This is a genomic window from Cellulomonas sp. WB94 (genome assembly GCF_003115775.1).
Lineage (GTDB): Bacteria > Actinomycetota > Actinomycetes > Actinomycetales > Cellulomonadaceae > Cellulomonas_A.
This window is the reverse complement of record NZ_QEES01000004.1, coordinates 104,836-130,576: the sequence shown is the minus strand read 5'-3', so window position 1 is coordinate 130,576 and position 25,741 is coordinate 104,836. Positions and strand designations below refer to the sequence as shown.

The window sequence follows — 25,741 nt, the reverse complement described above, 5'->3', positions numbered from 1 at the left end:
AGGGCCGCGTCAGCCGGTCGTGCGAGGGACGACGACGGGGGCGGTCCCGGTGGGTGTCGGCGGCGTCGTGCGCTCGGGCGCGCCGGACCCCGCTGCCTCGACCACGCGCGCGGTGCGCGCGGCGACGTCGGCCGCCGAGAGCGTGGCGGTGCCGCCCGCGATGTCCACGAGCGCGTGCACCTGGTGGCCGCTGCGCCGGTCGACGGTGATCGGGGTCCACTCGACACCCGTCACCCGTGCCGGTCCTGCGGCGCGACCCTCAGCGGCGAACGCGCCGGTGGCCTCGACATGTGCGGTGAGCATCAGTCCCGAGTCGGTCTTGACGGAGCAGCACGCGCCGTCCTGGTTCGAGACGTAGTTGCCGAGCCCGTACGCGACCCACATGCCCTCCCCGCGCGGCCCACCGGTGAGCTTCGCGACGGGCTGCGGGACGTGCGCATGGTGCCCGATGACGAGGTCGATGACGCCGGAGTCGGCGAGCTGCTGGTCGATCGCCACCTGTTCGGCGGTCGGCTCGGTGACGTACTCGACGCAGCAGTGCACGCTCGCGACGACGAGATCGGCGCCGGCCGTCCGGGCAGCCGTCGCCTGGGCCACGAGTGCGGGCACGTCGATGAGGTTGACCGACCACGGCTTGTCGGCGTCGATCGGCATCCCGTTGGTGCCGTACGCGGCCGCGATCTGGGCGACCGTGATCTGCTGGCCGGCGCGTTCGAGCGTGTAGAGCTGCGGCTGGCTCTGCTCGATCGCGGAGCGCGCCGTCCCCACGTGTCCGATCCCTGCGGCATCGAGGGCGTCGAGGGTCGCCGTGACGCCCTTGAAGCCGCGGTCGACCGAGTGGTTGGACGCGGTGGAGCAGCCGTCCCAGCCCTGGGTCCGCAGCGCCGCCGCGATCTCGGCCGGGGTGGCGAACATCGGGTAGCCGCTCGGCGCGGTGCCGGGCGGGGCGACCGGCACCTCGAGGTGGCACAGCGCGAGGTCGGCTCCCTGCACCCACGGGTCGAGACCCGCGAGCACGGAGGAGAAGTCGTAGCCGCCGCCCGCGGCCCGCGCCGAGGACAGCACCGGGAGGTGTGGCAGGACGTCGCCGGCTGCCACGATCGTGAACTGGGCGTCGGGGTCGGGTGTCGGCGTGGGCGTCGGAGTGGTCGCCTGGGCGACAGGCGAGACGGCAGCCGACGGGCCCTCGGCCGCGGCGACCTCGGCGCCGGGCGAGCGCGCGACGAGGGGCGCGAGCGCGGCCGCCGCGGTGAGCAGCAGGCCGATGGCCAGTGCCACGACCCGACGCCGGGTGCCGGGGGTGTCGGCACGGGCATGACGGGTCACGCGTCGGACCTTAGCGCCTCGCATGTGGCCCTCGTGCACGCGGTCTGTGCGACGGTCCAGGCGCGCCGGGCGGGCGGCGATGGACAGCGACGCTGCGGGGCGCCTCTAGGCTGTCCGAGTGGTCCCCACCGTCCCGTCCCGCCTGAATCTTGCCAACGCCGTCACGGTCCTACGGATCGCCATGGTCCCGTTCTTCGCCGTCGCGCTCCTGGCCGACGGCGGTCACACGGTGCGGTGGCGGCTCGTCGCGACGGTGATCTTCGCCGTCGCCGCCGCGACCGACCGGGTCGACGGGCTCATCGCGCGGCGGTCCGGGCAGGTCACCGACCTCGGCAAGCTGCTCGACCCGATCGCCGACAAGCTGCTCATCGGGACAGCCCTCGTGCTGCTCTCGGTCCTGGGCGACCTGTGGTGGTGGGTGACGGTCGTCGTCCTGGTGCGCGAGCTGGGGATCACCGTGATGCGGTTCTTCCTCCTGCGCTACCTGGTGCTGCCGGCCTCGCGCGGCGGCAAGGTCAAGACGGTCCTTCAGTCGGTCGCGATCGGTGTCTACCTGCTGCCGCTGAGCCACCTGCCGGCGTTCGTCACGGTCGTGGCGGGCGTGCTGATGGCAGCGGCCGTGGTGGTCACGCTCGTCACGGGTGCCGACTACGTGAGGACGGCCGCCAGGATCCGTCGCGAGGAGCACCGCCCGCCGTCGGCGACCGCATGACCGACGCACCGACGGTCTCGGAGGGTCTCGGCCCGGAGACCTTCGCTGCCGCCGCGCTCCTCGATGCGCTCGCCGCGCGGGGGTGGAGCGTCGCTGTGGCCGAGTCGCTCACGGGCGGACTGGTGATCGCGTGCCTGGTCGACGTCCCGGGCGCTTCGAGCGTGGTCCGCGGCGGCGTGGTCGCCTACGCGACGGATCTCAAGGCGACGCTGCTGGGGGTCGACCCCGAGCTGCTGGCGGCGCGCGGACCGGTGGACCCCGACGTCGCGATGGCGATGGCACAGGGGGTGCGACACCTGCTGGGCGCCGACGTCGGGCTCGCGACGACCGGTGTCGCCGGTCCGGACCCCCAGGGCGGCCACGTGCCGGGAACGGTGCACCTTGCGGTCGCCGCGCCGACGACGACCGAGGTGCGATCGCTGCTGCTCACGGGCGGACGTGGCGAGGTCCGGGCCGGCGCACGCGCCGCCGTGCTCGAGCTCGCGCTCGAGGTCGTGGGAGCGCACGGGTGATCTTTGAGCGTCGGCCGGGCGCATCGGGACGCGTCCGGGAACACCGGGGCCAGGCCGGACGTTGGGTCTGACGTGATGAGCACCAGGCCCCCGACACGTCCTGCCGCCGCGAGGGTCAGCGGTGCACGGTACGGTGGGGCTATCCCCGTCAAGGGACGAACGGACGTATCGGTCGCAGTTCACGCGAGGCCGATCGGGACGCGTACCGGAACCGGGCACGAGGTCGAACGAGACGCGAGAGGGGGACGCCAGATGGTCGTACTACGCCGCGAGATCGGTGATGTGCTGCGGGATGCCCGCCAGCGCCAGCGTCGCACCCTGCGCGAGGTGTCGTCCGCCGCGCGGGTGTCCCTCGGGTACCTGAGCGAGGTCGAACGCGGGCAGAAGGAGGCGTCGTCCGAGCTGCTGGGCAGCATCTGCGACGCGCTCGACGTCCCGATGTCGCTCGTGCTCCGCGAGGTCAGCGACCGGATCGCCATCGCCGAGCGTCTCCTGATCCCGGACACGATCCCGTTCGAGCTGACCGAGTCGCTCGACAGGGGTGTCGACGCCGGCTGGGCGCGCGCCCGGGCGGAGCTCACCCCCATCGGCTGACCGGTACCGGTCCGTTCGCTCCTGGGTCGTCGGCTGGTCCGTGGCCGTGCGGCGATCAGTCCTCAGACGTGCTGGCAGGTCGGGCAGTAGAACACCGGCCGCTCCTGCGGGGGTCTGCGCGCCGTTCCCACGGCGATGGGCGTGCCGCAGCGTCGGCAGTGCTGACGGTGGCGGCCGTGAACCTGGCGGCTGAGGTCGGCCACGCCGCGGTGCGCGCCGGCCGTCGCGAACGCCGCGGCTGAGCGGCCCATCAAGGTCCGGGCCGTCATGAGGACCGCCGAGGCGTCCACGCGATCCGCCGGGGTCCACGGCCACAGCCGCTGTGCGAAGAGCGACTCCGCCATCCAGATCGTGCCGATCCCCGCCACGACCTCCTGGTCGAGCAGGACGTCGCACACCGGTTCCGCACCCCCCGCGCCCCACCGTCGCAGCGCCTCCGTGAGCCCCGGTCCCGGGAAGTCGTCAGCCAGCAGGTCGGGCCCGAGGTGACCGATCAGGGTGTGCTCGTCGCGCGTGGCGACGACGTCGACCATGCCGAGCCCGTCGCCGATCGCGGTCCAGGTCTGCGCCCCCAGCACCGCCCGGACATGCTGCCCACCGGCGCGCGCACCGGGTGCCCCGGTCCGCTCGATACGCCACGAGCCCTCCATGCGCAGGTGCGTGTGCAGGGTGCGCCCGTCGTCGAAACGGGTCAGCAGGTGCTTGCCGTACGGCGCGGTGCGCAGGACGGTGCGGCCGACGAGGTCCACGGCGGCAACCGTCGGCCAGCGCAGCTCTGACCGGATCAGCACGCGCCCGGCCAACGCCTGGTCCAGGCGGGCCGCCGTGCGCCGCAGCACGTCACCCTCGGGCATCGGCCGCTCCCACCGTGGTCGGCCTCACTGCTGACCGCGGAGTCGCAGACCCCGGGGGGTCGGGGCGAAGCCCGCACCGGCGAGTGCGCGACCGAGGGGTCCCCGTAGCGCGTCACCTGCGAGCAGCTCGGCACCGTCGGCGCGGGCCAGCGTCATCCGCCCGAGCCGGCCCGCCCGGATCATCTCGGCGAGCCGCGCGGCAGCGGGCGCGAGGAGCGCGTCGTCGGCCGTGAACGTCAGCACCGTGCGGCCGCCGCGCTCGACGTACAGGACGAGCGCCCCGTCCACGAGCACGACGACGGCCCCTGCCTTGCGACCTGGTCGGTGGTGACCGGCCGACGCCTCCGCGGCGGGTGCGCTGCTCGGCGCCGGCCACGCGAGGGCGGCGCCGTAGGGGTTGGCGGGGTCCGTCGCCGCGAGGGCGATGACGAAGGACGGCTCGATGGCCCCGTCCCCCCGGGGGCCTCCTCCCGGGTCGGTGGACCGCGCCACTGCGCGTTCGACGCTGCGGGCGTCCGCACGCAGGCGGTCGACGGCCCCCGGAAGGGCGAACTGGGAACCGCCCAGATGCTCGACGAAGTAGCCGCGGCGCACCTGGCCCGCCTGCTCGAGGGCCGCCAGGACCCGGTAGACGGGACCGAACTGGCCCGCGATGCCCTCCGCCGGCGCCACGGCCCGCGTCAGCACGCCGTGGCGGTCGAGGAGCTGGGCCGCGAGGGCGTGCGCGCGCAGCGTCGGGTCCGGTTCGCGCGCAGGCAGCAGCGACCAGCGCCCGCCCGACTCCTGGCCGACGGCGGTGGACATCAGCCGGTCCGGACGCGCGAGGCCGCCGCGCAGACCGAGGCGGGAGCCGCGCGCGAGCGAGTGGCTGCGCCCGGGTGCCGGAGGTGTCCGGTGCGCCGTCCGTCCGGCACCGAGTCGGGCGCGCAGCGGCGCCAGTCCGTCGTTCGTCACGAGACCGGCCCACACCAGGTCCCACAGAGCGGCCGTCACCTCGGCCTGCGTCGCGGTCCGGTGGGGTTCGGCCGGGTCGTCGTCGGGACCGGCCAGGAGCTGCCCGACGCGTCCCACGAGACCGCCGAGGAAGTAGGCGCCGCCAGCGTCGAGCGCGTCGAGGACCGCGCGGTGCAGGGGAGAGTCCGCTGGGCCTCCCGGCTCGACCGGGTCGACGGCCGGAAGGGTCAGGTCGGCGACCGCGGCCGGGTGGAGGCTCACGAGCCCGTCGTTGCCCGCCAGCGCGCCGTGGCCCGCCCACAGCACCTCGCCCGCCGCGGTGAGCTCGTCGAGCAGCGCGGGGGAGTAGTCCGCGACCCGCGCGGGCAGGACGAGGGTCTCGAGTGCGGAGGCGGGCACGACGGCACCAGCGAGCTGCTCGACCGCGCGAGCCAGGCCGTCCAGGCCGTGGAGCATGCCGGACCTGTGGGAGGCCCCTGCCGTGACCGGTGCGGGATCGATGCCTTGCCAGCGCGGCAGGAAGACCCCGAGCACGCGGGGGTCGACCGGCTCGACCTCGGAGCGGAGCGCTGCCAGCGACCGTCGGCGCAGCGTCCGCAGGACGTCGGCGTCGCAGAACTCGTCGCCGACCCCGCCCAGCACGTCGGGCCGCAGCCGTCCCTGGACGAGGGCGCCGGACTGCTCGAGGCGGCGCAGCACGTCGGTCACGACCGCGACCCCCAGTCCGAAGCGCACAGCGACGTCTGCCGCGGGGAACGGTCCGTGCGTGCGGGCGTGCCGGCGCACGAGGTCCCCGAGCGGATCGGGCAGCACGTCGGTGAAGACCTCGGGGACGCCCACGGGGAGTGCGACGCCGAGGGCGTCCCGGAGGCGTCCGGCGTCCTCGACGGCCGCCCACTGCTCCGTCGACGCCGCCTGGACGCCGGCGAGGCGGACGGGGATGAGGCGTCGAGCGTCCTCGAGCTCGCTGAGCCATCCCGCCACCTGTGGGCGCACGTCCTCGCGGGTTCGGCGCTCGATCTCGGCGACGGGCAGGGGACCGTGACGTCGCACGACGTCCGCGACCTGCTCGAGCGAGCGCGCCTGCCGGTCCGGGGCGAACCCGCCGATCTCCGCCTCGGTCCGCACGACAGCGACGGGGTCGAGCAGGTCGGCGAGCTGGGACTGCCCGCTGCCGAGCAGCTCGGCGAGGAGCGTCGGGTCGAGAGTGAGCGCGGCGGCGCGACGCTCGGCGAGCGGGGCGTCGCCGTCGTACAGGAACTGGGCGGTGTACCCGAACAGGAGCGACTGCGCGTACGGCGAGGGTGTGGGTGTGGTGACCTCGACGACGCGCACGCGGCGGGCGGCGACGTCACGCATCAGGGTGGTCAGTGCGGCGATGTCGAAGTCGTCCTGGAGGCACTCGCGGACGGCCTCGAGAAGGATCGGGAAGTCGTGGTACTGCGCGGCGACGCTCAGGAGCTGTGCCGACCTCTGGCGCTGCTGCCACAGCGGCTGTCGCTTGTCCGGGCGGCGGCGCGGCAGCAGCAGCGCGCGGGCCGCCGCCTCCCGGAAGCGGGCCCCGAACATCGCCGAGCCACCGAGCTCGGCGCGGACCGCGTCAGCCACGTCGTCCGCGTCGATGAGCAGGTCCGCGGCCTCGATGGCCGGCCCGTCGTCGGACCATCGGGCTCCGGCGTCACCGCCTGCCGCGGCGTCCGTGGCCATCAGGTCCGGGAGGCGCAGCACGATGCCGTCGTCGGCGTGCATGGCCGCGACGTCGACCCCGAACCGTTCGCGCAGGCGTGCGGCCACGACGAGTGCCCACGGACCGTGGACGCGGGCGCCGTAGGGCGAGTGGACGACGATGCGCCAGTCGCCGATCTCGTCACGGAAGCGCTCGACGACGAGCGTGGCGTCGGTCGGCACCTCGCCGGTCGCGGTGCGCTGCTCGTGGACGTAGGCGAGCAGGTTGTCGGCCGCCCACGCATCGAGCCCTGCGCGCTCGACGGTCGCGCGGGCCTCGTCGTCGGGCAGCGCCAGCAGCTCACGGACCCAGGCGCCCATCGCCCGGCCCAGCTCGGCGGGACGGCCCGGGGAGTCGCCCTTCCAGAACGGCAACCGGCCCGGGAGCCCCGGTGCCGGTGTCACCACGACGCGGTCGGACGTGATCTCCTCGATGCGCCACGTGCTCGACCCCAGCGTGAACGTGTCACCGACGCGCGACTCGTAGACCATCTCCTCGTCGAGCTCGCCCACGCGCTTGCCGCCGCGCGGGCGCCCCGCGACGCGCTCGTCGTCGGCGGCGACGTCGCTCGCGGCCGACGCGCCGGCCAGGAACACGCCGTACAGTCCGCGGTCGGGGATCGTGCCGCCGCTCGTGACCGCGAGTCGCAGGGCGCCCGGCCGCGCCGAGAGCACGTCGAGCGTGCGCTCCCAGACGATGCGCGGCCGCAGCTCGGCGAACTCCTCGCTCGGGTAGCGACCGGCGAGCATGTCGAGCACGGCGCGCAGGGTCGCGTCGCCGACCGTCGCGAACGGTGCGGACCGGCGCACGAGGGTCGCGAGCTCGGCGACCGACCAGTCCTCGACGGCGACCATCGCGACGACCTGCTGCGCGAGGACGTCGAGCGGGTTCGACAGGACCGACAGCTCCTCGAGCTCGCCGCTGCGCATGCGGGCCGCGGTGACGGCGGCGGGGACGAGCTCGCCGCGGAACGTCGGGAACACGATGCCGCGGGAGACCGCACCGACCTGGTGACCAGCGCGGCCGACGCGCTGAAGACCGCTCGCGACCGACGGTGGCGTACCGACCTGCACGACGAGGTCGATCGCCCCCATGTCGATGCCCAGCTCGAGCGAGCTCGTCGCGACGACGGCGGGAAGTCGCCCCGCCTTGAGCTCGGTCTCGGTGCGGGTGCGTTCCGCCCGGCTCATCGACCCGTGGTGGGCGCGCGCGAGGATCGTCGACGCGTCGCGCGTGTCGATGCCCACCGACGTGCCGGACTCGCCGGGCGACTGCGCGGGGCGCAGCGTGCCGGGGTCGGGGACGAGCTCCCCGCGGCGCTCGGCCCACACCTCGTTCATCCGTGCGGTCAGCCGCTCGGCGCCGCGGCGCGAGTTCGTGAAGACGAGCGTCGTGCGGTGGTCCGCGACGAGGTCGACGACGCGCTCCTCGACGTGCGGCCAGATCGACGGGCGTGCGACGGGGCCCGCTGCCGGACCGGTGAGGTCGACCTCGCCCGGTGGGAGCGGGGGGACGCCGGTCGGGCCACCGCCGCGCACCCCGGGGGTGGCACCGAGGTCGGAGAGATCTGGCACGGGGACGACGACGGACACCTCGATCCGCTTGGTCGACGGGGGCTGCACGACGACGACACGCCGCCCGCCGTCGACCGTCGACCGTGCGCCACCGAGGAATCGCGCGACCGCGTCGACCGGTCGGACGGTCGCGGACAGGCCGACCCGCTGCGCCGGACCCGGTCCACCCGGGTGGTCGAGCAACGCGTCGAGCCGTTCGAGCGAGACGGCCAGGTGCGCGCCGCGCTTCGTGCCGGCGACCGCGTGGATCTCGTCGAGGATGACCGTCCGGACCCCCGCCAGGCCGGCGCGGGCCGCGGACGTCAGGATCAGGAAGAGCGACTCGGGGGTCGTGATGAGGATGTCGGGCGGGCGGGTCGCAAACGCTCGACGCTCGGCCGGGGGGGTGTCGCCGGTGCGCACGCCCACCTGCACGTCCGGGAGCTCGAGCCCGGCGCGCGTCGCCGCCTGCCGGATCCCGACGAGCGGAGAGCGCAGGTTCCGTTCCACGTCGGCCGCCAGGGCCTTGAGCGGTGAGACGTACAGCACCCTGCAGCGCTCGATCGCGGGGACGGACGCGACCGGCGTGCCGTCGCGTCCGGGCGCCAGGAGGCTGTCGATGGCCCACAGGAAGGCCGCGAGGGTCTTGCCCGAGCCGGTCGGGGCGACGACCAGCGCATGCTCACCTGACGCGATCGCGGACCAGGCGCCCGCCTGTGCGGACGTCGGCCCGGCGAAGGCGCCCGTGAACCAGTCCCGGGTAGGCGCCGAGAAGCGCGCGAGCACCTCCGCGTCGTCGTCCACCGGACCATTGTTGCCGTCCGCACCCACACCGCGCCGCTCGCGGTCGGCGCCGATGGCTGAGCGCGTCGTCGACGGATGGCAGGCTGTGCGGGTGCGCTTACGCGAGTTCTGGCAGCTGGTCGACGAGGTCTTCGGCCGGGTGCACGGACGCGCCCTGACGAACGACCTCGTCCTGACCGCGCTCGACGGCCGGACGGCGGCGGCCGCGCTCGAGGACGGTGAGGAGCCGCGCACCGTCTGGCACGCGCTGTGCGATGCGATGGACGTCTCGGACACGCGACGTTTCGGCGCGAGCCACCGGCAGGCACCACCCCGCCGATAGACCCGTGGCAGGCTGGAGGCGTGCCCGCGAGCCTGGCCCCGACCGTCCGTCGGGCGCGCGCCGGGCGGCCGACCCTCGCCGACGCGTGGGACGCCGCGGGTTCGCTCGCGACCACGGCGCTCGGGCTCGGGGCGGGGATCGCGATCGTCGACGGGGCGCGCGCGAGCCACCCGCCGGCGATCCTGGCCGCCGCCCTGGTGGTCGCCGTCGGGGACCTCGTGCTGCGCGCGCCCCTGCGGCTGTTCGCCCGCGCCGCCGGTGCCATGGGCGCCCTCGTCGCGGGCCTGGCGGCGCAGGTCCTCGTGGCGTGGGTCGCGCTGACGCACGTGCCGGGGATCGTCGTCGACTCCGGCGTCTCGGTCCTCGCCGTCCTGCTCATCGCGTCGGTCGTCATGGCGGTCGGCCGGTGGCTCTGGGGGGTCAACGACACGGAGTACGTGCTGGGCGACGTGATCCGCCGCGCGCGGTCCCGGGCGCGGCGTGCGGGGCTCGTGCCGGAAGGCGCGTCAGCCGTGCCGGGTGCAGCGGCGTCATCGGGGACGCGTGCCGAGGGTGGGCGCCCACCGGGACTGCTCGTCGTCCAGCTCGACGGGGTGGCGGCTCCCGTCCTCGCCATGGCCGTGGAGGCCGGCCTCGCGCCCACCGTCGCGCGCTGGCTGGCGTCGGGCAGCCACCGTCTGGACCCGTGGTGGTCGCGCGTCCCCGCGACGACGCCGTCGAGCCAGGCGGCCCTGCTGCACGGCGACTCGAGCGGGATCCCGGCGTTCCGCTGGTGGGACCGCGACCTCGGCCGCCTCGTCGTGACGAACCACCCGACCGACGCAGCCTTCGTGGAGTCGACGCTGCCCACCGAGCACGGTCTGCTCGCGCCGGACGGTGCGGCCATCTCGACCATGTTCAGCGGCGGTGCGGCAACGAACCTGCTCGTCATGAGCCGGAGCGTGCGGGCGCCCGACGGTTCGCGCGGCGGCTTCGGCCCCGGTCCCGCCTACCTGCGGTTCTTCGCGAGCCCGTTCGTCTTCACCCGCGCCGTCGCGCGCAGCGTCGCGGAGATGGCCAAGGAGCTCTACCAGGCGCGTCTGCAGCGGGTGCGGGGGGTCGAGCCCCGGGTGTCGCGCGGCGGCTGGTTCGTCGTGCTGCGCGGCATGACCAACGCCCTGATGCGCGACCTCACGACCTCGCTCGTTGCCGAGCACCTCGTACGCGGCACCCCGATGATCTTCGTCGATCTCGTCGACTACGACGAGATCGCGCACCACGCCGGCCCGACCCGTCCCGAGGCGCTGCGGGCCCTCGAGGGGCTCGACGGCGTGCTGCATGTCCTCGAGGAGGTCCTGCCGGTCGCTGCGCGCGACTATCAGGTGGTCGTCCTGTCGGACCACGGGCAGTCGCTCGGCGCGACGTTCGAGCAGGTCGAGGGCCGCAGCCTGCTCGAGGTGGTGCGCTCCCTCATGGCCGATCCGGACGTCGACGGGGTGCAGGCCGTGGCGGGCGAGGAGTGGGGGCCCCTCAACTCGCTCCTGACCTCCGCCTTCTCGATCTCACGGCCGCGTGGAACCGTGCTGCTCGGTCCGGACGCCCCGTCGCGCGCCGGACGACCTGAGCGGGTCGGCATTCCTGATGTGGTCGTCACCGCGTCCGGCAACCTCGGACTCGTGTGGTTCCCGTCCGCCCCCGCCCGGCTCGCGCTCGAGGACCTCCAGGAGCGGTGGCCCGGACTGGTCGCGGGACTGGCCGCGCGGCCCGGGGTCGGAGCAGTCGTCGTGGACACGGCGTCGCGCGGACTGGTCGCCGTCGGCGCGCGCGGTCTCGTGCTGCTCGAGCTCGACGTCGCACCGGAGGGCGAGGATCCGCTCGCGGGATGGGGCTCGCAGGCGCGAGCCGACCTCGCCCGGGCGGGCCGGCTCGAGCACACCGGCGACCTGCTCGTCATCTCTGCCATCACACCTGGAGGTCACGTGCATGCGTTCGAGGGACAGGTCGGCTCGCACGGCGGGCTCGGCGGCGACCAGAACCGCGCCCTGCTGCTGCACCCCAGCGGGCTCGTGGTCGACGCCGACCTGCTCGGCGACGTCGACGGCACCGCGATGCTCGTCGGGGCGGAGCAGCTCCACGTCCAGCTCCTGCGCTGGTCGGCCGCCCTGGGGCTGCGGCCATGAGTACCCCGCGTCGGAGCTCCGTCGCGGTGCGGTGGCTCGGTCATGCGAGCGTCGTCCTCGACCTCGGCGGCGTCCGCCTGCTGACGGACCCTCTGCTGCAGCGCCACGCCGGCCTGCTGCGGCGGCGCGGCGGCGCGCCCGACGTCGCGGCGTGGCAGGGCGCAGCTGCGGTGCTGATCTCGCACCTGCACTACGACCACGCCGAGATCGGCTCGCTCGAGCTCCTCGACCACATCCCGGTCCTGTCGGCACCGGCGAACGTCCGGTGGCTGCACACGCGCGGGTTCGAGGCCGCGGTCGGTCTGCACGCAGACGCGTGGTGGACCGTGCCGGGCTCCGACGTCCGGGTGCGGCTGACGCACGCCGTGCACGGCGACCGCCCGATGCGGCGGCGTCCCAACGCCGCCAACGGCTTCGTCGTCGCGGCGCCAGGGCTGCGGATCTGGTTCGCAGGAGACACGGCACCGTTCCCCGCGATGGCGCACCTGCACGAGCTCGCGGACGGACCGATCGATCTCGCCCTCGTGCCTGTGGGTGGCTGGGGCCCGCGGCTGTCGGGAGGGCACATGGATCCCGTGCAGGCGGCACACGCGTGCGCCGTCTCCGGCGCTCTGGCCGCGGTCCCGGTGCACTGGGGGACGCTCCACGCCCCCGCGTCGCGGCGCCTGCCGCCCGGGTGGATGGACCGGGCGGGAGCGGCGTTCGAGGTCGCGCTCGAGCGGTTCGCCCCCGACTGCCGGGCCCTGGTGCTCGAGCCGGGCGAGGCCGTCGAGGTGGTCGCGCGCGGCTCGGCCGGATGACCGCACCGTACGGGGGCGGTGTTCGGCGTGTCGCAGCGATCGAACACGTGTTCGGGTAATGTGGCCCTCGGTGCGGACGTCCGAGGCACCTGTCGGATCAGCGCATGCCCACGGGCAGCGCCCTGCGGCAGAGCCCTGTGGACAGAGCACAGACGGATGTCGGTGGTCAGGCATAGCGTCACCCGAAACCAGAGACCAGCCCCAGAACGTGCAGCGATCCGCTGCCTGAGACGACGAGGTGTGACATGGCAGCTCCGCAGGACCGTACGAAGGCCCTCGAGGCCGCGCTCGGCCAGATCGACCGTCAGTTCGGCAAGGGATCGATCATGCGACTCGGCGACGAGGGTCGTTCCCCTGTCGCGGTGATCCCGACCGGCTCGCTCGCCCTCGACATCGCGCTCGGCATCGGCGGGCTCCCGCGCGGCCGGGTCGTGGAGATCTACGGCCCGGAGTCCTCGGGCAAGACGACCCTCGCGCTGCACGCCGTCGCGAACGCGCAGCGTGCCGGTGGCATCGCGGCGTTCATCGACGCGGAGCACGCGCTGGACCCGGAGTACGCGAAGAAGCTGGGCGTCGACACCGACAACCTGCTCGTGTCGCAGCCCGACACCGGCGAGCAGGCGCTCGAGATCATGGACATGCTGATCCGGTCCAACGCGATCGACATCGTCGTCATCGACTCCGTCGCGGCGCTCGTCCCCAAGGCCGAGATCGAGGGCGAGATGGGGGACAGCCACGTCGGTCTGCAGGCCCGTCTGATGTCGCAGGCGCTGCGCAAGATCACCGGCGCGCTCAACTCGTCAGGCACCACAGCGATCTTCATCAACCAGCTGCGCGAGAAGATCGGTGTGTTCTTCGGTTCCCCGGAGACGACGACGGGTGGCAAGGCGCTGAAGTTCTACGCGTCGATCCGTCTGGACATCCGGCGCATCGAGACCCTCAAGGAGGGCACCGAGGCCGTCGGCAACCGCACGCGCGTGAAGGTCGTCAAGAACAAGATGGCCCCGCCCTTCAAGCAGGCCGAGTTCGACATCCTCTACGGCGTCGGCATCTCCCGCGAGGGCAGCCTGATCGACATGGGCGTGGAGCACGGGATCGTCCGCAAGTCGGGCTCCTGGTTCACCTACGAGGGCGACCAGCTGGGCCAGGGCAAGGAGAACTCGCGCGGGTTCCTGCGCGACAACCCGGATCTGGCCAACGAGATCGAGAAGCGGGTCAAGGAGAAGCTCGGTGTGGGAGCCGTGGTCGACGCTCCTGCCGAGGACGCAGCGAAGGTCGAGTTCTGAGCCGGCGACCAGGTGACGGCACGAGGGCGAGCCGCGTCATGGTGATCGACGTGGTGGTCGCCACCGCGGTCGCTGTGGCGGCGGCGACGTGACCTTCGGGCGCCCGGGTGGGCAGTCGCGGTCGCGCACCGGGAGCTCGCCGGCCAAGCGCGCGGGGGGAAGGTCGGGTGGCGGCTTCGGGCAGGAGCCGCCACCTGGTCCCTCGGCTGAGACCGATCGCGAGCCCGATCACGAGTCGATCGCGCGCGCCATCGGTCTGCGGATGCTGGCCGGCGCCCCGCGCAGCCGCGCTGAGCTCGCCGCGGCGATGGCGCGCAAGGACGTGCCCTCCGAGGTGTCGGACGCCGTGCTGGACCGGTTCACCGAGGTCGGGCTGCTGGACGATGCCGAGTACGCCCGGATGCTCGTGCGCACCCGCCAGGGTGAGCGAGGTCTGGCCCGACGCGCGATCGGCGCCGAGCTGCGCAGGCGCGGTGTCGACGACGAGGTGGCAGGCGAGGCGCTGGGCGAGGTCGACGACGAGGACGAGGAGCGCGCGGCGCGGGCGCTCGTGCGCCGCAGGCTCGTGGCGACACGGGGGCTCGACGCGCAGACGCGGACGCGGCGGATCTTCGCCGCACTGGGCCGCCGTGGCTACGGCGGCACGCTCATCAGCCGCCTGGTGCGCGAGGAGCTGGCCGCCGAGGGCGTCGAGGCGGACGACCTCGATAGCGGCCTCGACTCCCTGTGAGGTGCACGACCAGGACGCGGCCGTCGGGCGAGCTCGACGTGCGCGCCCTGGCGGACGAACCACCGCAGGTGCGCCAGAATGGGCACGGCACGTGACCGGGGGCGCAGCTTCGCGCGAACACTTCACAGCCTGGCGCGGGAGGTGCATGTGACTGTCGGCGACATCGCAACGATCGTGGGCCTGCTCGTGGCGTGCCTGGTCGCGCTGCTCCTGGTGCTCGTGGCCCGCCGCGAGGCCGACGCGCAGCGTGCGCGGGCTGCCGACGACGTGGCGTCAATCAAGGACGAGGCACGCTCGCTCCTCACCGACGCGCAGCGGCGCGAGGCACGGGCCGCTGCGCGTGAGGATGAGCTCTCCGCCGAGCAGCACGTCCTGACCGACCGCGAACGTGCGGTGCGTGCGCGGGAGGACGCGGTCGCCGAGACCGACCGCTCAGTCGCCCGTCGTGCGGCCGACGCCGAACGGGAGGCAGCGGAGCGGCTCGCGTCCGCCGACCGCGAGGCCCGCGGCCGGCTCGAGGCCCTCGCGGGCCTGACGGCCGACGAGGCACGGACGCAGCTCATCGCCGGCCTGGTGGCCGATGCGGTCAACGCGGGGGCAGCCCAGGTGCGGCGTGCCGAGGTGCAGGCGCGTCGGACAGCCGACGCGCGTGCCAAGCGGATCGTCGTCACCGCTGTGCAGCGCACGGTCGTCGCGACGAGCTCGCAGTCCGCCGTGACGATCCTGCCGCTGCCGTCGGACGAGATGAAGGGGCGGATCATCGGCAAGGAGGGGCGCAACATCCGGCTGTTCGAGGCCCTCACCGGTGTGAACGTCCTCATCGACGACACCCCCGACGCAGTGGTCCTCTCGTGCTTCGACCCCGAGCGTCGTGAGATCGCGCAGTCGGCACTCGAGGCGCTCATGGCCGACGGTCGCATCCATCCGCAGCGGATCGAGGCGGCGTACGCCGACGCGGTCGCCGGGGCAGACGACCGCACCGACGCTGCGGGGCACGACGCGGCGGAACGTGCAGGCGTCACCAACCTGCACCCCGAGCTCGTCCGCACCATCGGTCGACTGCGCCTGCGGACGTCCTACGGTCAGAACGTCCTCGAGCACCTGGTCGAGAGCGCACTGCTTGCGGCCGCCATGGCAGCGGAGGTCGGAGCCGACATCGACGTCGCGCGTCGCGGGGCCTTCCTCCATGACATCGGCAAGGCGATGAGCGCCGACGTGCCGGGGACGCACGCCCTGGTCGGTGGTGAGCTCGCACGGCGGTTCGGCGAGTCAGCGGTCGTCGTGAACGCGATCGCTTCTCATCACGACGAGGTACCGCCGGACACCGTCGAGGCGGTCCTGGTGCAGGCGGCTGACGCAGCGTCGGCCGCGCGCCCAGGGGCCCGGCGCGAGGAGCTCGACCAGTACGTCGAGCGCATGGACAAGCTCGAACAGCTCGTGGCAGCCCATCCGGGGGTTCGTCGCGCACTCGCGATGTCAGCGGGGCGCGAGGTCCGGGTCGTGGTCGAGCCGACCGAGGTGGACGACTTCGCCCTCCCGCAGCTGGCCGTCGCGATCGCGAAGCACATCGAGGCCGACCTGACCTACCCCGGTGAGATCAAGGTGACGGTCGTCCGCGAGCTGCGGGCCAGCGCGACTGCCGGCTGAGACCTACGGGTGGCCGGGCAGCGCTCGCGTCGCCGCGGCGGGGAGCAGCGGCCCACCCGGGACCTGAGGTGGCGGCGCGGAGGTGCGACCCGTTGTTCCCTGCAGGCGCAGCGCCACCCGTGACAACGAGATGTTGACAGCGAGGTAGGTGCCGGCACCGACGACGAACAGGGCGACGTAGTACGCGTTGCCGAAGTACTGCGCGTTGTTCTGCACGGCCTTCAGCAGCTCGGGGTAGCCGACGATGAAGCCGAGCGAGGAGTCCTTGAGCAGGACGACGAGCTGGGCGATGAGGCTGGGCAGCATCGTGCGCACGGCTTGTGGCAGCAGGATCGAGAAGAGCGTCTGGAAGCGCGTGAGGCCGACGGCGTACGCCGCCTCGGTCTGGCCCGCGGGCAGAGCCGCGAGACCGGCCCGGAGGATCTCGGCGATGATGGCCATGTTGTAGGCGGTCAGCCCGAAGACGACAGCGGCGAAGGCGCTCCAGCCGAAGCCGAGCAGCCCGAAGAACATCATGAGCAGCACGGGCAGGCCGCGGAACAGCTCGATGGTGACGACCGCCGGGAACCGCAGCCACCGCGTACGTGCGCTGCGCCAGACGGCGAGCAGGAGCCCGAGCGCGAGCGCGAGCGGCGCGGCAACGACAGCAGCGCGCAGGGTCGCCCCGAGACCGACGACGAGCAACGAGCGCCAGACGTCGGACGCGGTCTGCCGCTTCGGTGGTGCGTAGAGGACGTCCCATCGGCTCGACGAGAAGACGCCGCGCCCCGCAGCGAACCACAGTCCGGCGCCGACCAGCGCGAGCAGGACGGCACCGCCGACGATCGATCCGATGAGCTCGCGTCGGCGGCTGACCGGCCCGGGGGAGTCGTAGAGGATCGAGCTCATCGCGAGAACGCCACCTTCCGTTCGACGACCCCTGCGGCGATGCCGGACGGGACGGTGATGAGCAGATAGAACGCGGCGACGCCGACGAGGACCCACAGGCTGTCGCCCGGGTTCGCGAGCGAGAGCCGTCGGCCGGTGCCCGTCAGCTCGACCACGGCGAACCCGGCGGCGACCGACGTGTTCTTCGTGAGCGCGACGAGCACGTTGATGAGCGGGGGGATGACCGACCGGACAGCCTGCGGCAGGACGACCTGAGACAGGGTCTGCGCGAACGTCAGCCCGACCGCGCGGGCGGCCTCGGCCTGACCTACTCCGACGCTGTTGATCCCCGAGCGGATCGCCTCGCAGACGAACGCCGAGGTGTAGGCGGACAGGCAGATGACCGCGGTCCAGAAGCCGAGCGGCGCGATGACGCCGAACTGCGGTGCGATGAGCACCATGAAGAAGAAGACGAGCGTGAGCGGGGTGTTGCGCAGGAGCTCCACATACGTCGTGGCGAACGCGCGCAACGAGCGGAGCGGGGCGACGCGGAGCCCCGCGAGCACGGTTCCCCAGGTCATGGCGATCGCGCCGGCCACCACCGTGAGCTGCAGCGTCGTGCGGAAGCCGGCGAGGAACGTCGGCAGGTTGTCGGCGATGACGTTCACGGGACTCTTCTCCTGGGGGTGGCGCTGCGAGCCGGCCGTCGGGTCCGCGGACGATGCGGCCGCGGACCCGACGGCGGTGGGCTCAGTACCGGTCGACCGTCGGCGGTTCGGGGGTCGGCAGCACCGTCCCGGCGGTCTTCTTCCACGCGTCCGTCCAGGTGCCGTCGGCGAACGACGCCTCGAGCGTGTCGTTGATCCATGACCGGAACTCGGTGTCGTCCTTCTTCAGCCCGATGCCGTAGGGCTCCTGGGTGAACGGCTCGCCGCGCACCTCGAGGTCGGCGTTGTCGGCGGCGAAGCCGGCCAGGATCACGTTGTCGGTGCTCACGGCGTCGACCTGCCCGTTGCGGAGCGGGTCGAGGCACGCCGAGTAGGTGTCGAACGGGACGACCGTCGTGTCCGGGAACTTCGCGAGGAGGTTCGCCTCGGGGGTCGACCCGGACACGGTGCAGACCTTCTTGCCCACGAGGTCGTCCGGACCTTGGATGTCGGTGTTCGACGCGAGCGTGAGGATCGACTGACCGGCGACGTAGTACGGACCCGCGAACGAGACGACCTGCTTGCGCTTGTCGTTGATCGTGTAGGTCGCGACCACGATGTCGACCGCGCCGGAGCTGATGAACGACTCCCGGTTCGCCGACACCGTCTCCTTCCACGTGATCTTGTCGGGGCTGATGCCGAGCTTGCCGGCGATGATCTTGGCGATCTCGATGTCGAAGCCTTCGGGGACACCATCGGGTCCGACGAGGCCGAAGAGCGGCTGGTCGAACTTCGTGCCGATCGTCATGGACCCGGCGTCGTGAAGCTTCGCCATCGTCGAGCCCGCCGCGAACGCGGCCTCGGTGGTGGCGGCCGACGAGCCGGTCCCCGCTGGCGTCGCGGCGGGCTCGGGGGTGCTGCCGGAGCATGCGGCGAGCGTGAGCGCCGCGGCGGAGAGCAGAGCGAGCAGCCCTGCAGGACGGTTGCGCATCGGGTTCTCCTTCGTGTCGGCAGCGCCGGGACGGCCCTGCTGCTAGTGGGTGAGGATCTTGGACAGGAAGTCGCGCGCGCGATCGCTGCGGGGGCTGGTGAAGAAGGTCTCCGGGTCGGCCTCCTCGACGATGCGGCCGGCGTCCATGAACACGACACGGTGAGCGGCCTTGCGAGCGAAACCCATCTCGTGGGTGACCACGACCATGGTCATCCCGTCCTTGGCGAGCGCGACCATCACGTCGAGGACCTCGTTGATCATCTCGGGGTCGAGCGCCGAGGTCGGCTCGTCGAAGAGCATGACCTTAGGCCGCATCGCGAGCGCTCGTGCGATCGCGACACGCTGCTGCTGGCCACCCGACAGCTGCGCAGGCAGCTTGTCCGCCTGGTCGGCCACACCGACGCGCTCGAGGATCTCGCGCGCGACAGCCTCCGCCTCGCGCGGTGCCACACCCTTGGCCTTGACCTGCCCGAGGGTGACGTTCTGCAGGACGGTCTTGTGGGCGAAGAGGTTGAACGACTGGAACACCATCCCGACGTCGGCGCGCAGGTGCGCGAGCGCGCGTCCCTCGGCAGGGATCGGGGCCCCGTCGATCGTGATCGTCCCCGAGTCGATCGTCTCGAGGCGGTTGATGGTGCGGCACAGCGTCGACTTGCCGCTGCCCGAGGGGCCGATGACGACCAGGACCTCGCCGCGGTTGACGGTCAGGTCGATGTCCTGCAGGACGTGCAGCGAGCCGAAGTGCTTGTTGACCCGGTCGAGCACGACGAGCGGCTCGTGAGGCCGCGGCGAGGTCAGCGGACCGGGCGCGTCGGTGGGTGCGAGGGGCTGGTCCATTGACCGAACGTAGGGGCGATTCGGTCCGACGGCCACCCCTCGCGTGCAGGAGCATGGATCAGGACGGGCCTGCGGGATGGTGTCGAGCGAGCCGGGTCTTACCCTTGACGGTGATGTCCACGACTCTGACCTCCCCCGAACCTGCCCTGATCGACGCGGCAGAGCCTGCGCCGGCTGCGGCGCCGGTCGCGTCGTCGATCGCCGGACGGACCTACCTCGTCAAGACGCTCGGCTGCCAGATGAACGTGCACGACTCGGAGCACATGGCCGGTTTGCTCGAGGAGGCGGGCTACGTGGCGGCGAGCCCGCAGGACGCGGCCGCGGAGGCCGTCGACGTCCTGGTCATCAACACGTGCGCCGTCCGCGAGAACGCCGCCGGCAAGCTCTACGGCAACCTCGGTCGCCTCGTCCCGATCAAGCGTGCGCGCCCCGGCATGCAGATCGCTGTCGGTGGCTGCCTGGCCCAGAAGGACCGCGCCGGCATCGTGGAGCGGGCGCCATGGGTCGACGTCGTGTTCGGCACCCACAACCTCGACGTGCTGCCGGTGCTGCTCGAGCGGGCGAGGCACAACGAGCGGGCCGCGGTCGAGATCGCCGAGTCGCTCCAGGTGTTTCCCTCGACGCTCCCGACCCGACGCGAGTCGGTGTTCGCGGGCTGGGTCTCGATCAGTGTCGGGTGCAACAACACGTGCACGTTCTGCATCGTCCCGCACCTGCGCGGCAAGGAGCGCGACCGTCGTCCCGGGGCGATCCTGGCGGAGATCGAAGCACTCGTGGGCCAGGGCGCCATCGAGGTCACGCTGCTCGGCCAGAACGTCAACTCCTACGGCGTCGAGTTCGGCGACCGTGGCGCGTTCGCCAAGCTGCTGCGCGCCGCGGGGGCGGTCGAGGGGCTCGAGCGGCTCCGGTTCACGTCGCCGCACCCGGCGTCGTTCACCGACGACGTGATCGCCGCGATGGCCGAGACGCCGACGGTCATGCCGCAGCTGCACATGCCGCTCCAGTCGGGGTCGGACCGCATCCTGCGGGCGATGCGGCGCTCCTACCGGTCGGACAAGTTCCTCGGGATCCTCGACCGGGTCCGCACCGCGATGCCCGATGCCGCGATCACGACCGACATCATCGTCGGTTTCCCCGGTGAGACCGAGGAGGACTTCGCCCAGACGCTGCGGGTCGTCGAGGCCGCGAGGTTCGCGTCCGCGTTCACGTTCCAGTACTCCCCACGCCCCGGTACGCCCGCGGCCGACCTGCCCGAGCAGCTGCCCAAGGCGGTCGTGCAGGAGCGGTACGAGCGACTCACGGCGCTGCAGGACCGGATCGCGCTCGAGGAGATGCAGGCTCAGGTCGGGCGGGTCGTCGAGGTCCTCGTCGCGGACTCCGAGGGGCGCAAGGACGAGGCGTCGCACCGGGTCTCCGGTCGCGCGGCGGACAACCGCCTCGTCCACCTCGCGCTGCCCTCCGGGACGCGCGCTGCGACGATCACCGGCGCCACGCCTCCCGACGACGGAGCACCCGCTGCGCCGCGTCCCGGCGACCTGGTCGCCGTGACGGTCACGCGCGCCGCGCCGCACTACCTGGTCGCGGACTCGGGACTCGTGCCGGGCGGGGTGTTCGAGGTGCGCCGGACCCGGGCGGGCGACGCATGGTCGGCCCGGCAGTCCGGTGCGGCCGAGCACTCGCACGTCGTCGGGCCAGGCGCGGAGCCCACGGGCTGCGGGACGTCGGTCGGGGCGGCGGGGCCCGTCCTGCTGGGACTCCCCACGCTCGGGTCGCGCCCCGTCTGATCCGGGCGCCAGCCCAGCGCCCCGCAGAGACCGGTGACCCCGCTGTGCGCGGTAACCCCGCGGTGCTCGTTGCTCCGCGGTGCTCGGTGACTCAGTTGTTCGGGGTCCCCGGTGGCGGCGAGTCGTCGTTCGGCAGGATCTCGTCGAACGCGCTGAACATCTGCACGCCTGTGCCCAGCCCGCACGCGACGAGCTGGGCGAGCTGGTCGTCGGTCACCCCGCGTTCGAGGTCGGCCGACACCTCGCTGTACAGCGCGAGCAGGCCGTCCTCCTCACGGACGTACACCTTGGGCCAGATGCGTTCGCGGTTCCAGTCGTTGACCGCGAGCGCCGCCGCGCTGCGCCGTTCGAGCGGGAGCGCTCGGTGCCACCGCCCGCGGACCTGGAGGATCTCCTCGTCGTCGCCGAGCAGCAGGAACCAGAACCGGCTGCCGTCCCACGTGCCGGTGAGGTCGCCGTCGTCGTCGACGAGATAGCGGTAGCCGCGCGAGTCCAGGTAGCCCGCGATCCTGCCGCGGGTGAGCGGGGTCGGGTTCTCGAACATGACCGTCGGGTCGTGCTTCATCGGCTTGGTGAACCCGCCGAGGACGCGCGAGAGCCAGCCGGGGCGCACGGGCTCGGTCATGGGGCCATCGCCGCGGGGTCGGGGTAGAGCTCGTCGATCGAGTCGAAGAACATGCTGCCCGTGCTCAGGCCGCAGAACAGCAGCTGGTTGAGCTGGTCGTCGGTCACCCCGTGCTCGAGGTCCGTGGCGACCTCGGCGATGACGTGCACCATGCCGTTGTCCCTCACCCGCACGTACGCCTTGGGCCAGATGCGCTCGGCGTTCCACTCGTTGCAGGCGTCGAGAACCTCCTCGAGGCGCTCGATCGACACCTCCCGGTGCCACTGGCCGCGGATCTGCAGGATCTCGGAGTCCTCGCCGAAGAGGAAGAAGTAGTAGAGCCGCCCGCGCCACAGGCCGCCGAGATCGCCGTCGTTGTCGACGAAGTAGCTGAACTCGTTCCGGCGGAACCAGGCGGTGATGCGCTCCGGTGTCACGGGGGTCGGGGCATCGGGGACGATCTGCGTCGCCCCCAGCTCGCGGACCAGGAGCTCGGCGACGCGGTCGTGGAGCTCGTCGTCCGGAAGCGCACGCGCACTCGCATCGGCCGGGACGAGGCCGGACACCGGGTGCGCGCCGGCACCGGTGTCGGCGGCTCGCAGCCCGAACCAGCGGCTCAGCCGACGGCCGGGGAAGAAGCCCATGCGGAAACCCTAACCCCGACGTCGGACAGCCGTCTGCGCCGTCCGTGTCCGGGGCTAGTCTCGCCCGAGGTCGCAAGGTAGGCAGGACCGTGACCGCATCCGACCGACGAAGGGACGACCACCATGGCCGAGGGCGCCACGCTGCCACCGCTGACCCACCAGCGGATCGTCGACCGGCTCGAGGCGCGTGGCCTCGTGTATGCCGTCGACGCCGACGGGGACATCGGCGGGCGCTGGGAGGACCACGTCTTCTACTTCTTCCGTCAGGGTGCCCACGGTGACTACCTGCAGGTCCGCGGGCGGTGGTCGCGCGACCTGCCGCCGTCCGAGGTCGACGCGCTCACGCACGTGCTGAACGAGTGGAACCTCACGACGCTGTGGCCGAAGGTCTACGTGCGGGTCGCAGGTGACGACGTGGGTGTGTACGCGGAGCACACGGTGGACTACGAGCGCGGCATCTCCGACGACCAGCTCGACCTCCACATGTCGTGCGCCGTGAGCACCGGTCTGCAGTTCTTCGGCCGGCTCGACGAGCTGTACCCCCAGGCGGTCGAGGCCGCGCAGGCGAAGATCGCGGCCCTGCGCGCCGCGGATCACTGACGGCTCGGCCGTCCCGGCTGACCGGATACGGTCAGGTCATGATGGTCGCCGCGTGCCTCGTCCCTGCGACGGCCCTGCTGGTCCCCGGCGCTGCTGGCCGCGCGGAGGTGCTCGTCGACCTGCGCGCGCGGGCGCTCGACGCCGTGGCTTCGCTGCTTGCCGCGGGATCTGAGCGGGTGGTCGTCGTCGCGCCTGGTCGCGCGGACCACGACGTCGACGGTCCGGTGCGGGCCGGCTTCGCGGCCGCGGGGGTCCCCGACGACCGGCTCTCCTGGTCGTTCCCGGCAGCGCCCCCGACGTCCGTCGCCGCTCAGGTCGGTGCCCCGACTGCCGGTGTCGCCGCGAGCGTCGGTCTGCTGCTCCTCGCGCGGTCGGGCTGGGCCGGGCCGGTGCGCGTCCTCGAGGTGGGTCCGCCTGACACCGCGCCCGTGGCCCGAGCGATGACCGACCGAGGGGCAGACCTGCGCGGGCGGGGATCGCGACTGGTCGACTCCGGCGCGGGGGCGGCCGGCGGCCGCGTCGGGCTGCTGGTCGTCGGCTCGTTGAGCGCGCGGCACGGGCCTGACGCACCGCTCGCCGACGACGACCGCGCTCGCGCATACGACGCGGCCGTCCTTGCCGACCTGGCCGACGGCGGCCCGGCGGCCCGGGAGCGGCTCGGCAGCCTCGACGAGGGCGTCGCGGCGGAGCTCGCCGTGAGCGGGTGGGGTCCCTGGCAGGTCATGCTGGGTGCGGTCGGGGACGACGCGGTCGAGGCAGTGGTCTTGGCGGCGAGCGCGCCGTTCGGTGCGCAGCACGTCGTCGCGACCTGGCTCCCTCGACCGGTGCGGACGGGCGAGGGGTCATGAGCCTCGTCATCGCGGTCGTCGGCCCCACGGCGACCGGCAAGTCCGACCTCGGGCTGGCGCTCGCCGAGCGGCTCGGCGGAGAGATCGTCAACGCCGACGCGATGCAGCTCTACCGCGGCATGGACATCGGGACCGCGAAGCTCCCGCCGGCCGAGCGACGGGGCATCCCGCACCATCAGCTCGATGTGCTGGACGTGGACCAGGACGCCTCGGTCGCCGACTACCAGCGCGCGGCGCGGGCCGATCTGGCCGCGATCGACGCGCGGGGTGCGCGGGCCGTCGCGGTGGGCGGTTCGGGACTCTACGTGCGCACGCTGCTCGACCACATGGACTTCCCCGGCACCGACCCCGACGCGCGAGCACAGCTCGAGGAGCGCGTCGAGGTCGAGGGGTCGCGCGCTCTGCACGCCGAGCTCGAGCGCCTCGACCCTGTCGCGGCGGCCGGGATCGGTCCCCGCAACGCGCGCCGGATCGTGCGGGCGCTCGAGGTGATCGGCCTCACGGGGCGGCCGTACTCGGCGAGCCTCCCGCAGCACGTCTACGAGGTGCCCGCCCTGCAGCTGGGTCTCGACTGCGACCGTGCCGTGCTCGACGCGCGGATCGAGGCGCGCGTGGAGCACATGTGGGAGGCCGGGCTCGTCGAGGAGGTCCGGGCGCTCGCCGCGCACGGCATCGGACGTACCGCGTCGCGGGCTGTCGGCTATGCCGAGGTCCTCGCTCTGCTGCGCGGCGAGCTCAGCGCGCCCGAGGCCCGCGCCGCCATCGCGGCCGGCACCCGGCGGCTTGCCCGCAAGCAGATGGGCTGGTTCGGGCGGGACCCCCGCGTGCACTGGCTGGACGCGCGCGACCCGACCCTCGTCGACCGCGCGCTCGAGCTCGTGGCCGCTGCCGACGCGGGCACGCTCGACCCGGCCACGGCCGACCCGGCGCCGCGCCGTAGTCTGGGCTCATGACCGGCACACCCAGCCCCGCAGCCGCTGAGCGGGTCGCGAGCCTGCACGTGACCAAGGGCCACGGCACCGAGAACGACTTCGTGCTGCTCGACGACCGGGACGGTGCGCTCGACCTGTCCGGTCCGCTCGTGCGCGCCCTGGCCGACCGGCACGCCGGGGTCGGCGGCGACGGCGTCATCAGGCTCATCGAGAGCTCGCGGGTCCCCGAGGGCGCCGCGGTGCTCGCCGCCGACCCGTCCGCGCGCTGGTTCATGGACTACCGCAACGCCGACGGCTCCGTCGCGGAGATGTGCGGCAACGGGGTGCGGGTCTTCGCCGCGTATCTGGAGCGACTGGGGCTGTGGGACCCCTTCGGCGGCGAGCTCGCGGTCGGCACCCGTGCCGGTGTGCGCTGGGTCCGTCGGATCCCGGCGGCGGGAGTCTCGAGCGCGGACGACGTCCCGTGGTACGCGGTCGACATGGGTCCGTGGAGCCTTTTGGGCGGTCCGCGGGCCATCGAGGCCGGCTATGACGCCGAGGTCGCGGTGGTGGGCCTCGCCGAGGTCCGCCCCGCACTCGGCGTCGACGTCGGCAACCCGCACACGGTCCTCGCACTGGCGGGGCAGGCGGAGCTCGACGCCGCGGACCTGACACGCGCGCCCGTCGTCGTGCCGGTGCCCCCGCACGGCACGAACGTCGAGCTCGTGGTTCCGCTCGGCGAGGGGACCGGTCCCGACGGCGTGGTCGTCGGCCGGGTGCGGATGCGCGTGCACGAGCGCGGGGTTGGCGAGACGCGCTCCTGCGGGACCGGTGCCTGCGCGGCGGCGCTCGCCGTGCGGGCGTGGGCGGGCGACGGTGCCCCCGACGTCTGGCTGGTCGAGGTGCCGGGCGGGACGGTGCGGGTCAGCGTCCTGCCGGGCGGTCACGTCGAGCTCGCGGGCCCGGCCGTCCTGGTCGCCGACGCGGACGTGGCCCTCGCCGCGCTGGGCGCCTGAGCCACGAGCGCGG

23 protein-coding genes are annotated in these 25,741 nt (G+C 73.3%); 14 read left to right on the top strand and 9 right to left on the bottom strand.

Annotated elements, in window-relative coordinates; genetic code table 11:
* Window positions 1–9: 9 nt before the first annotated feature.
* The gene (locus tag DDP54_RS15235; protein ID WP_242448517.1) at window positions 10–1,326 is read right to left on the bottom strand and encodes a CapA family protein; all 1,317 of its coding nucleotides are present in this window, start codon (window positions 1,324–1,326) and stop codon (window positions 10–12) included.
* A gap of 118 nt (window positions 1,327–1,444) precedes the next feature.
* On the opposite strand from DDP54_RS15235, the gene pgsA reads away from it, so the two are divergent.
* The 3 genes from pgsA (at window position 1,445) to DDP54_RS15220 (ending at window position 3,144) form a co-directional block, all read left to right on the top strand.
* Window positions 1,445–2,038: a CDP-diacylglycerol--glycerol-3-phosphate 3-phosphatidyltransferase gene (gene pgsA / locus DDP54_RS15230; RefSeq protein WP_109132843.1), complete on the top strand. Its 594-nt coding sequence runs from the start codon at window positions 1,445–1,447 to the stop codon at window positions 2,036–2,038.
* Window positions 2,035–2,550: a CinA family protein gene (locus DDP54_RS15225; RefSeq protein WP_109132842.1), complete on the top strand. Its 516-nt coding sequence runs from the start codon at window positions 2,035–2,037 to the stop codon at window positions 2,548–2,550. The genes pgsA and DDP54_RS15225 overlap by 4 nt, the downstream gene beginning before the upstream one ends.
* 252 nt (window positions 2,551–2,802) lie before the next feature.
* Window positions 2,803–3,144, top strand: a complete 342-nt coding sequence (locus tag DDP54_RS15220) for a helix-turn-helix transcriptional regulator (protein ID WP_109132841.1) — start codon at window positions 2,803–2,805, stop codon at window positions 3,142–3,144.
* Between the two features lie 62 nt (window positions 3,145–3,206).
* On the opposite strand, the gene DDP54_RS15215 is transcribed toward DDP54_RS15220, so the two are convergent.
* Complete coding sequence (locus DDP54_RS15215; RefSeq protein ID WP_109132840.1) at window positions 3,207–3,998, bottom strand: DNA-formamidopyrimidine glycosylase family protein; 792 nt, start codon at window positions 3,996–3,998, stop codon at window positions 3,207–3,209.
* 24 nt (window positions 3,999–4,022) lie between these two features.
* Window positions 4,023–9,035: an ATP-dependent helicase gene (locus DDP54_RS15210; protein WP_197711460.1), complete on the bottom strand. Its 5,013-nt coding sequence runs from the start codon at window positions 9,033–9,035 to the stop codon at window positions 4,023–4,025.
* A 52-nt stretch (window positions 9,036–9,087) separates the two neighbouring features.
* Between DDP54_RS15210 and DDP54_RS15205 the strand changes: the two genes are divergently transcribed.
* From DDP54_RS15205 to rny, 6 genes are all read left to right on the top strand, one after another.
* Window positions 9,088–9,357 carry a DUF3046 domain-containing protein gene (locus tag DDP54_RS15205; RefSeq protein WP_109132885.1) on the top strand — a complete coding sequence of 90 codons (270 nt, stop codon included), beginning with the start codon at window positions 9,088–9,090 and terminating at the stop codon, window positions 9,355–9,357.
* Window positions 9,358–9,377: 20 nt separating this feature from the next.
* Window positions 9,378–11,516 carry an alkaline phosphatase family protein gene (locus tag DDP54_RS15200; RefSeq protein WP_242448516.1) on the top strand — a complete coding sequence of 713 codons (2,139 nt, stop codon included), beginning with the start codon at window positions 9,378–9,380 and terminating at the stop codon, window positions 11,514–11,516.
* Complete coding sequence (locus DDP54_RS15195; RefSeq protein ID WP_109132839.1) at window positions 11,513–12,316, top strand: MBL fold metallo-hydrolase; 804 nt, start codon at window positions 11,513–11,515, stop codon at window positions 12,314–12,316. Before DDP54_RS15200 ends, DDP54_RS15195 begins: the two co-directional genes overlap by 4 nt.
* A gap of 245 nt (window positions 12,317–12,561) precedes the next feature.
* Window positions 12,562–13,602: a recombinase RecA gene (gene recA / locus DDP54_RS15190; RefSeq protein ID WP_109132838.1), complete on the top strand. Its 1,041-nt coding sequence runs from the start codon at window positions 12,562–12,564 to the stop codon at window positions 13,600–13,602.
* 88 nt (window positions 13,603–13,690) lie between these two features.
* Window positions 13,691–14,332 (top strand): regulatory protein RecX, encoded by a 642-nt coding sequence (locus DDP54_RS15185; RefSeq protein ID WP_242448515.1) that lies wholly within the window; start codon window positions 13,691–13,693, stop codon window positions 14,330–14,332.
* A gap of 147 nt (window positions 14,333–14,479) precedes the next feature.
* Window positions 14,480–15,979 carry a ribonuclease Y gene (gene rny / locus DDP54_RS15180; protein WP_109132837.1) on the top strand — a complete coding sequence of 500 codons (1,500 nt, stop codon included), beginning with the start codon at window positions 14,480–14,482 and terminating at the stop codon, window positions 15,977–15,979.
* Between the two features lie 3 nt (window positions 15,980–15,982).
* Here rny and DDP54_RS15175 read toward each other — a convergent pair whose 3' ends face one another.
* The 4 genes from DDP54_RS15175 to DDP54_RS15160 form a co-directional block, all read right to left on the bottom strand.
* Window positions 15,983–16,867 (bottom strand): ABC transporter permease subunit, encoded by an 885-nt coding sequence (locus DDP54_RS15175; protein WP_109132836.1) that lies wholly within the window; start codon window positions 16,865–16,867, stop codon window positions 15,983–15,985.
* Entirely contained in the window at window positions 16,864–17,514 is a 651-nt protein-coding gene (locus DDP54_RS15170) for an amino acid ABC transporter permease (protein WP_109132835.1), read from the bottom strand. Before DDP54_RS15170 ends, DDP54_RS15175 begins: the two co-directional genes overlap by 4 nt.
* Window positions 17,515–17,596: 82 nt before the next feature.
* Entirely contained in the window at window positions 17,597–18,484 is an 888-nt protein-coding gene (locus DDP54_RS15165) for a glutamate ABC transporter substrate-binding protein (protein WP_109132834.1), read from the bottom strand.
* Window positions 18,485–18,526: 42 nt separating this feature from the next.
* Complete coding sequence (locus DDP54_RS15160; RefSeq protein ID WP_109132833.1) at window positions 18,527–19,321, bottom strand: amino acid ABC transporter ATP-binding protein; 795 nt, start codon at window positions 19,319–19,321, stop codon at window positions 18,527–18,529.
* Between the two features lie 113 nt (window positions 19,322–19,434).
* Here DDP54_RS15160 and miaB point away from each other — a divergent pair, with 113 nt between their 5' ends.
* A complete protein-coding gene (miaB, locus tag DDP54_RS15155) occupies window positions 19,435–21,105 on the top strand; it encodes a tRNA (N6-isopentenyl adenosine(37)-C2)-methylthiotransferase MiaB (protein WP_109132832.1) in 1,671 nt (556 codons plus the stop codon).
* Window positions 21,106–21,196: 91 nt separating this feature from the next.
* Here the strand turns inward: miaB and DDP54_RS15150 are convergent, their stop codons facing one another.
* Both DDP54_RS15150 and DDP54_RS15145 read right to left on the bottom strand, forming a co-directional pair.
* Window positions 21,197–21,730 (bottom strand): YbjN domain-containing protein, encoded by a 534-nt coding sequence (locus DDP54_RS15150; RefSeq protein ID WP_109132831.1) that lies wholly within the window; start codon window positions 21,728–21,730, stop codon window positions 21,197–21,199.
* Window positions 21,727–22,353 carry a YbjN domain-containing protein gene (locus DDP54_RS15145; protein ID WP_109132830.1) on the bottom strand — a complete coding sequence of 209 codons (627 nt, stop codon included), beginning with the start codon at window positions 22,351–22,353 and terminating at the stop codon, window positions 21,727–21,729. Before DDP54_RS15145 ends, DDP54_RS15150 begins: the two co-directional genes overlap by 4 nt.
* 123 nt (window positions 22,354–22,476) lie before the next feature.
* On the opposite strand from DDP54_RS15145, the gene DDP54_RS15140 reads away from it, so the two are divergent.
* From DDP54_RS15140 to dapF, 4 genes are read left to right on the top strand one after another with little or no spacing between them, the layout of a single operon-like run.
* Window positions 22,477–22,953 (top strand): YbjN domain-containing protein, encoded by a 477-nt coding sequence (locus tag DDP54_RS15140; RefSeq protein ID WP_109132829.1) that lies wholly within the window; start codon window positions 22,477–22,479, stop codon window positions 22,951–22,953.
* A 38-nt stretch (window positions 22,954–22,991) separates the two neighbouring features.
* A complete protein-coding gene (locus DDP54_RS15135) occupies window positions 22,992–23,801 on the top strand; it encodes a hypothetical protein (protein ID WP_146192445.1) in 810 nt (269 codons plus the stop codon).
* Window positions 23,798–24,754 carry a tRNA (adenosine(37)-N6)-dimethylallyltransferase MiaA gene (gene miaA, locus DDP54_RS15130; RefSeq protein ID WP_109132827.1) on the top strand — a complete coding sequence of 319 codons (957 nt, stop codon included), beginning with the start codon at window positions 23,798–23,800 and terminating at the stop codon, window positions 24,752–24,754. The genes DDP54_RS15135 and miaA overlap by 4 nt, the downstream gene beginning before the upstream one ends.
* Window positions 24,751–25,728, top strand: coding sequence for a diaminopimelate epimerase (gene dapF, locus DDP54_RS15125; protein WP_109132826.1), 978 nt, complete (start codon window positions 24,751–24,753; stop codon window positions 25,726–25,728). The genes miaA and dapF overlap by 4 nt, the downstream gene beginning before the upstream one ends.
* Window positions 25,729–25,741: the final 13 nt, after the last annotated feature.

What these genes read in the sequence shown, in the direction of transcription:
- DDP54_RS15225 (WP_109132842.1), top strand. Translation starts at nt 2,035, where the DNA reads ATGACCGACGCACCGACGGTCTCGGAGGGTCTCGGCCCGGAGACCTTC.
- DDP54_RS15220 (WP_109132841.1), top strand. Translation starts at nt 2,803, where the DNA reads ATGGTCGTACTACGCCGCGAGATCGGTGATGTGCTGCGGGATGCCCGC.
- DDP54_RS15215 (WP_109132840.1), bottom strand. Translation starts at nt 3,998, where the DNA reads ATGCCCGAGGGTGACGTGCTGCGGCGCACGGCGGCCCGCCTGGACCAG.
- DDP54_RS15205 (WP_109132885.1), top strand. Translation starts at nt 9,088, where the DNA reads ATGGCTGAGCGCGTCGTCGACGGATGGCAGGCTGTGCGGGTGCGCTTA.
- DDP54_RS15195 (WP_109132839.1), top strand. Translation starts at nt 11,513, where the DNA reads ATGAGTACCCCGCGTCGGAGCTCCGTCGCGGTGCGGTGGCTCGGTCAT.
- recA (WP_109132838.1), top strand. Translation starts at nt 12,562, where the DNA reads ATGGCAGCTCCGCAGGACCGTACGAAGGCCCTCGAGGCCGCGCTCGGC.
- DDP54_RS15175 (WP_109132836.1), bottom strand. Translation starts at nt 16,867, where the DNA reads ATGAGCTCGATCCTCTACGACTCCCCCGGGCCGGTCAGCCGCCGACGC.
- DDP54_RS15165 (WP_109132834.1), bottom strand. Translation starts at nt 18,484, where the DNA reads ATGCGCAACCGTCCTGCAGGGCTGCTCGCTCTGCTCTCCGCCGCGGCG.
- DDP54_RS15160 (WP_109132833.1), bottom strand. Translation starts at nt 19,321, where the DNA reads ATGGACCAGCCCCTCGCACCCACCGACGCGCCCGGTCCGCTGACCTCG.
- miaB (WP_109132832.1), top strand. Translation starts at nt 19,435, where the DNA reads ATGTCCACGACTCTGACCTCCCCCGAACCTGCCCTGATCGACGCGGCA.
- DDP54_RS15150 (WP_109132831.1), bottom strand. Translation starts at nt 21,730, where the DNA reads ATGACCGAGCCCGTGCGCCCCGGCTGGCTCTCGCGCGTCCTCGGCGGG.
- DDP54_RS15145 (WP_109132830.1), bottom strand. Translation starts at nt 22,353, where the DNA reads ATGGGCTTCTTCCCCGGCCGTCGGCTGAGCCGCTGGTTCGGGCTGCGA.
- DDP54_RS15140 (WP_109132829.1), top strand. Translation starts at nt 22,477, where the DNA reads ATGGCCGAGGGCGCCACGCTGCCACCGCTGACCCACCAGCGGATCGTC.
- DDP54_RS15135 (WP_146192445.1), top strand. Translation starts at nt 22,992, where the DNA reads ATGATGGTCGCCGCGTGCCTCGTCCCTGCGACGGCCCTGCTGGTCCCC.
- miaA (WP_109132827.1), top strand. Translation starts at nt 23,798, where the DNA reads ATGAGCCTCGTCATCGCGGTCGTCGGCCCCACGGCGACCGGCAAGTCC.
- dapF (WP_109132826.1), top strand. Translation starts at nt 24,751, where the DNA reads ATGACCGGCACACCCAGCCCCGCAGCCGCTGAGCGGGTCGCGAGCCTG.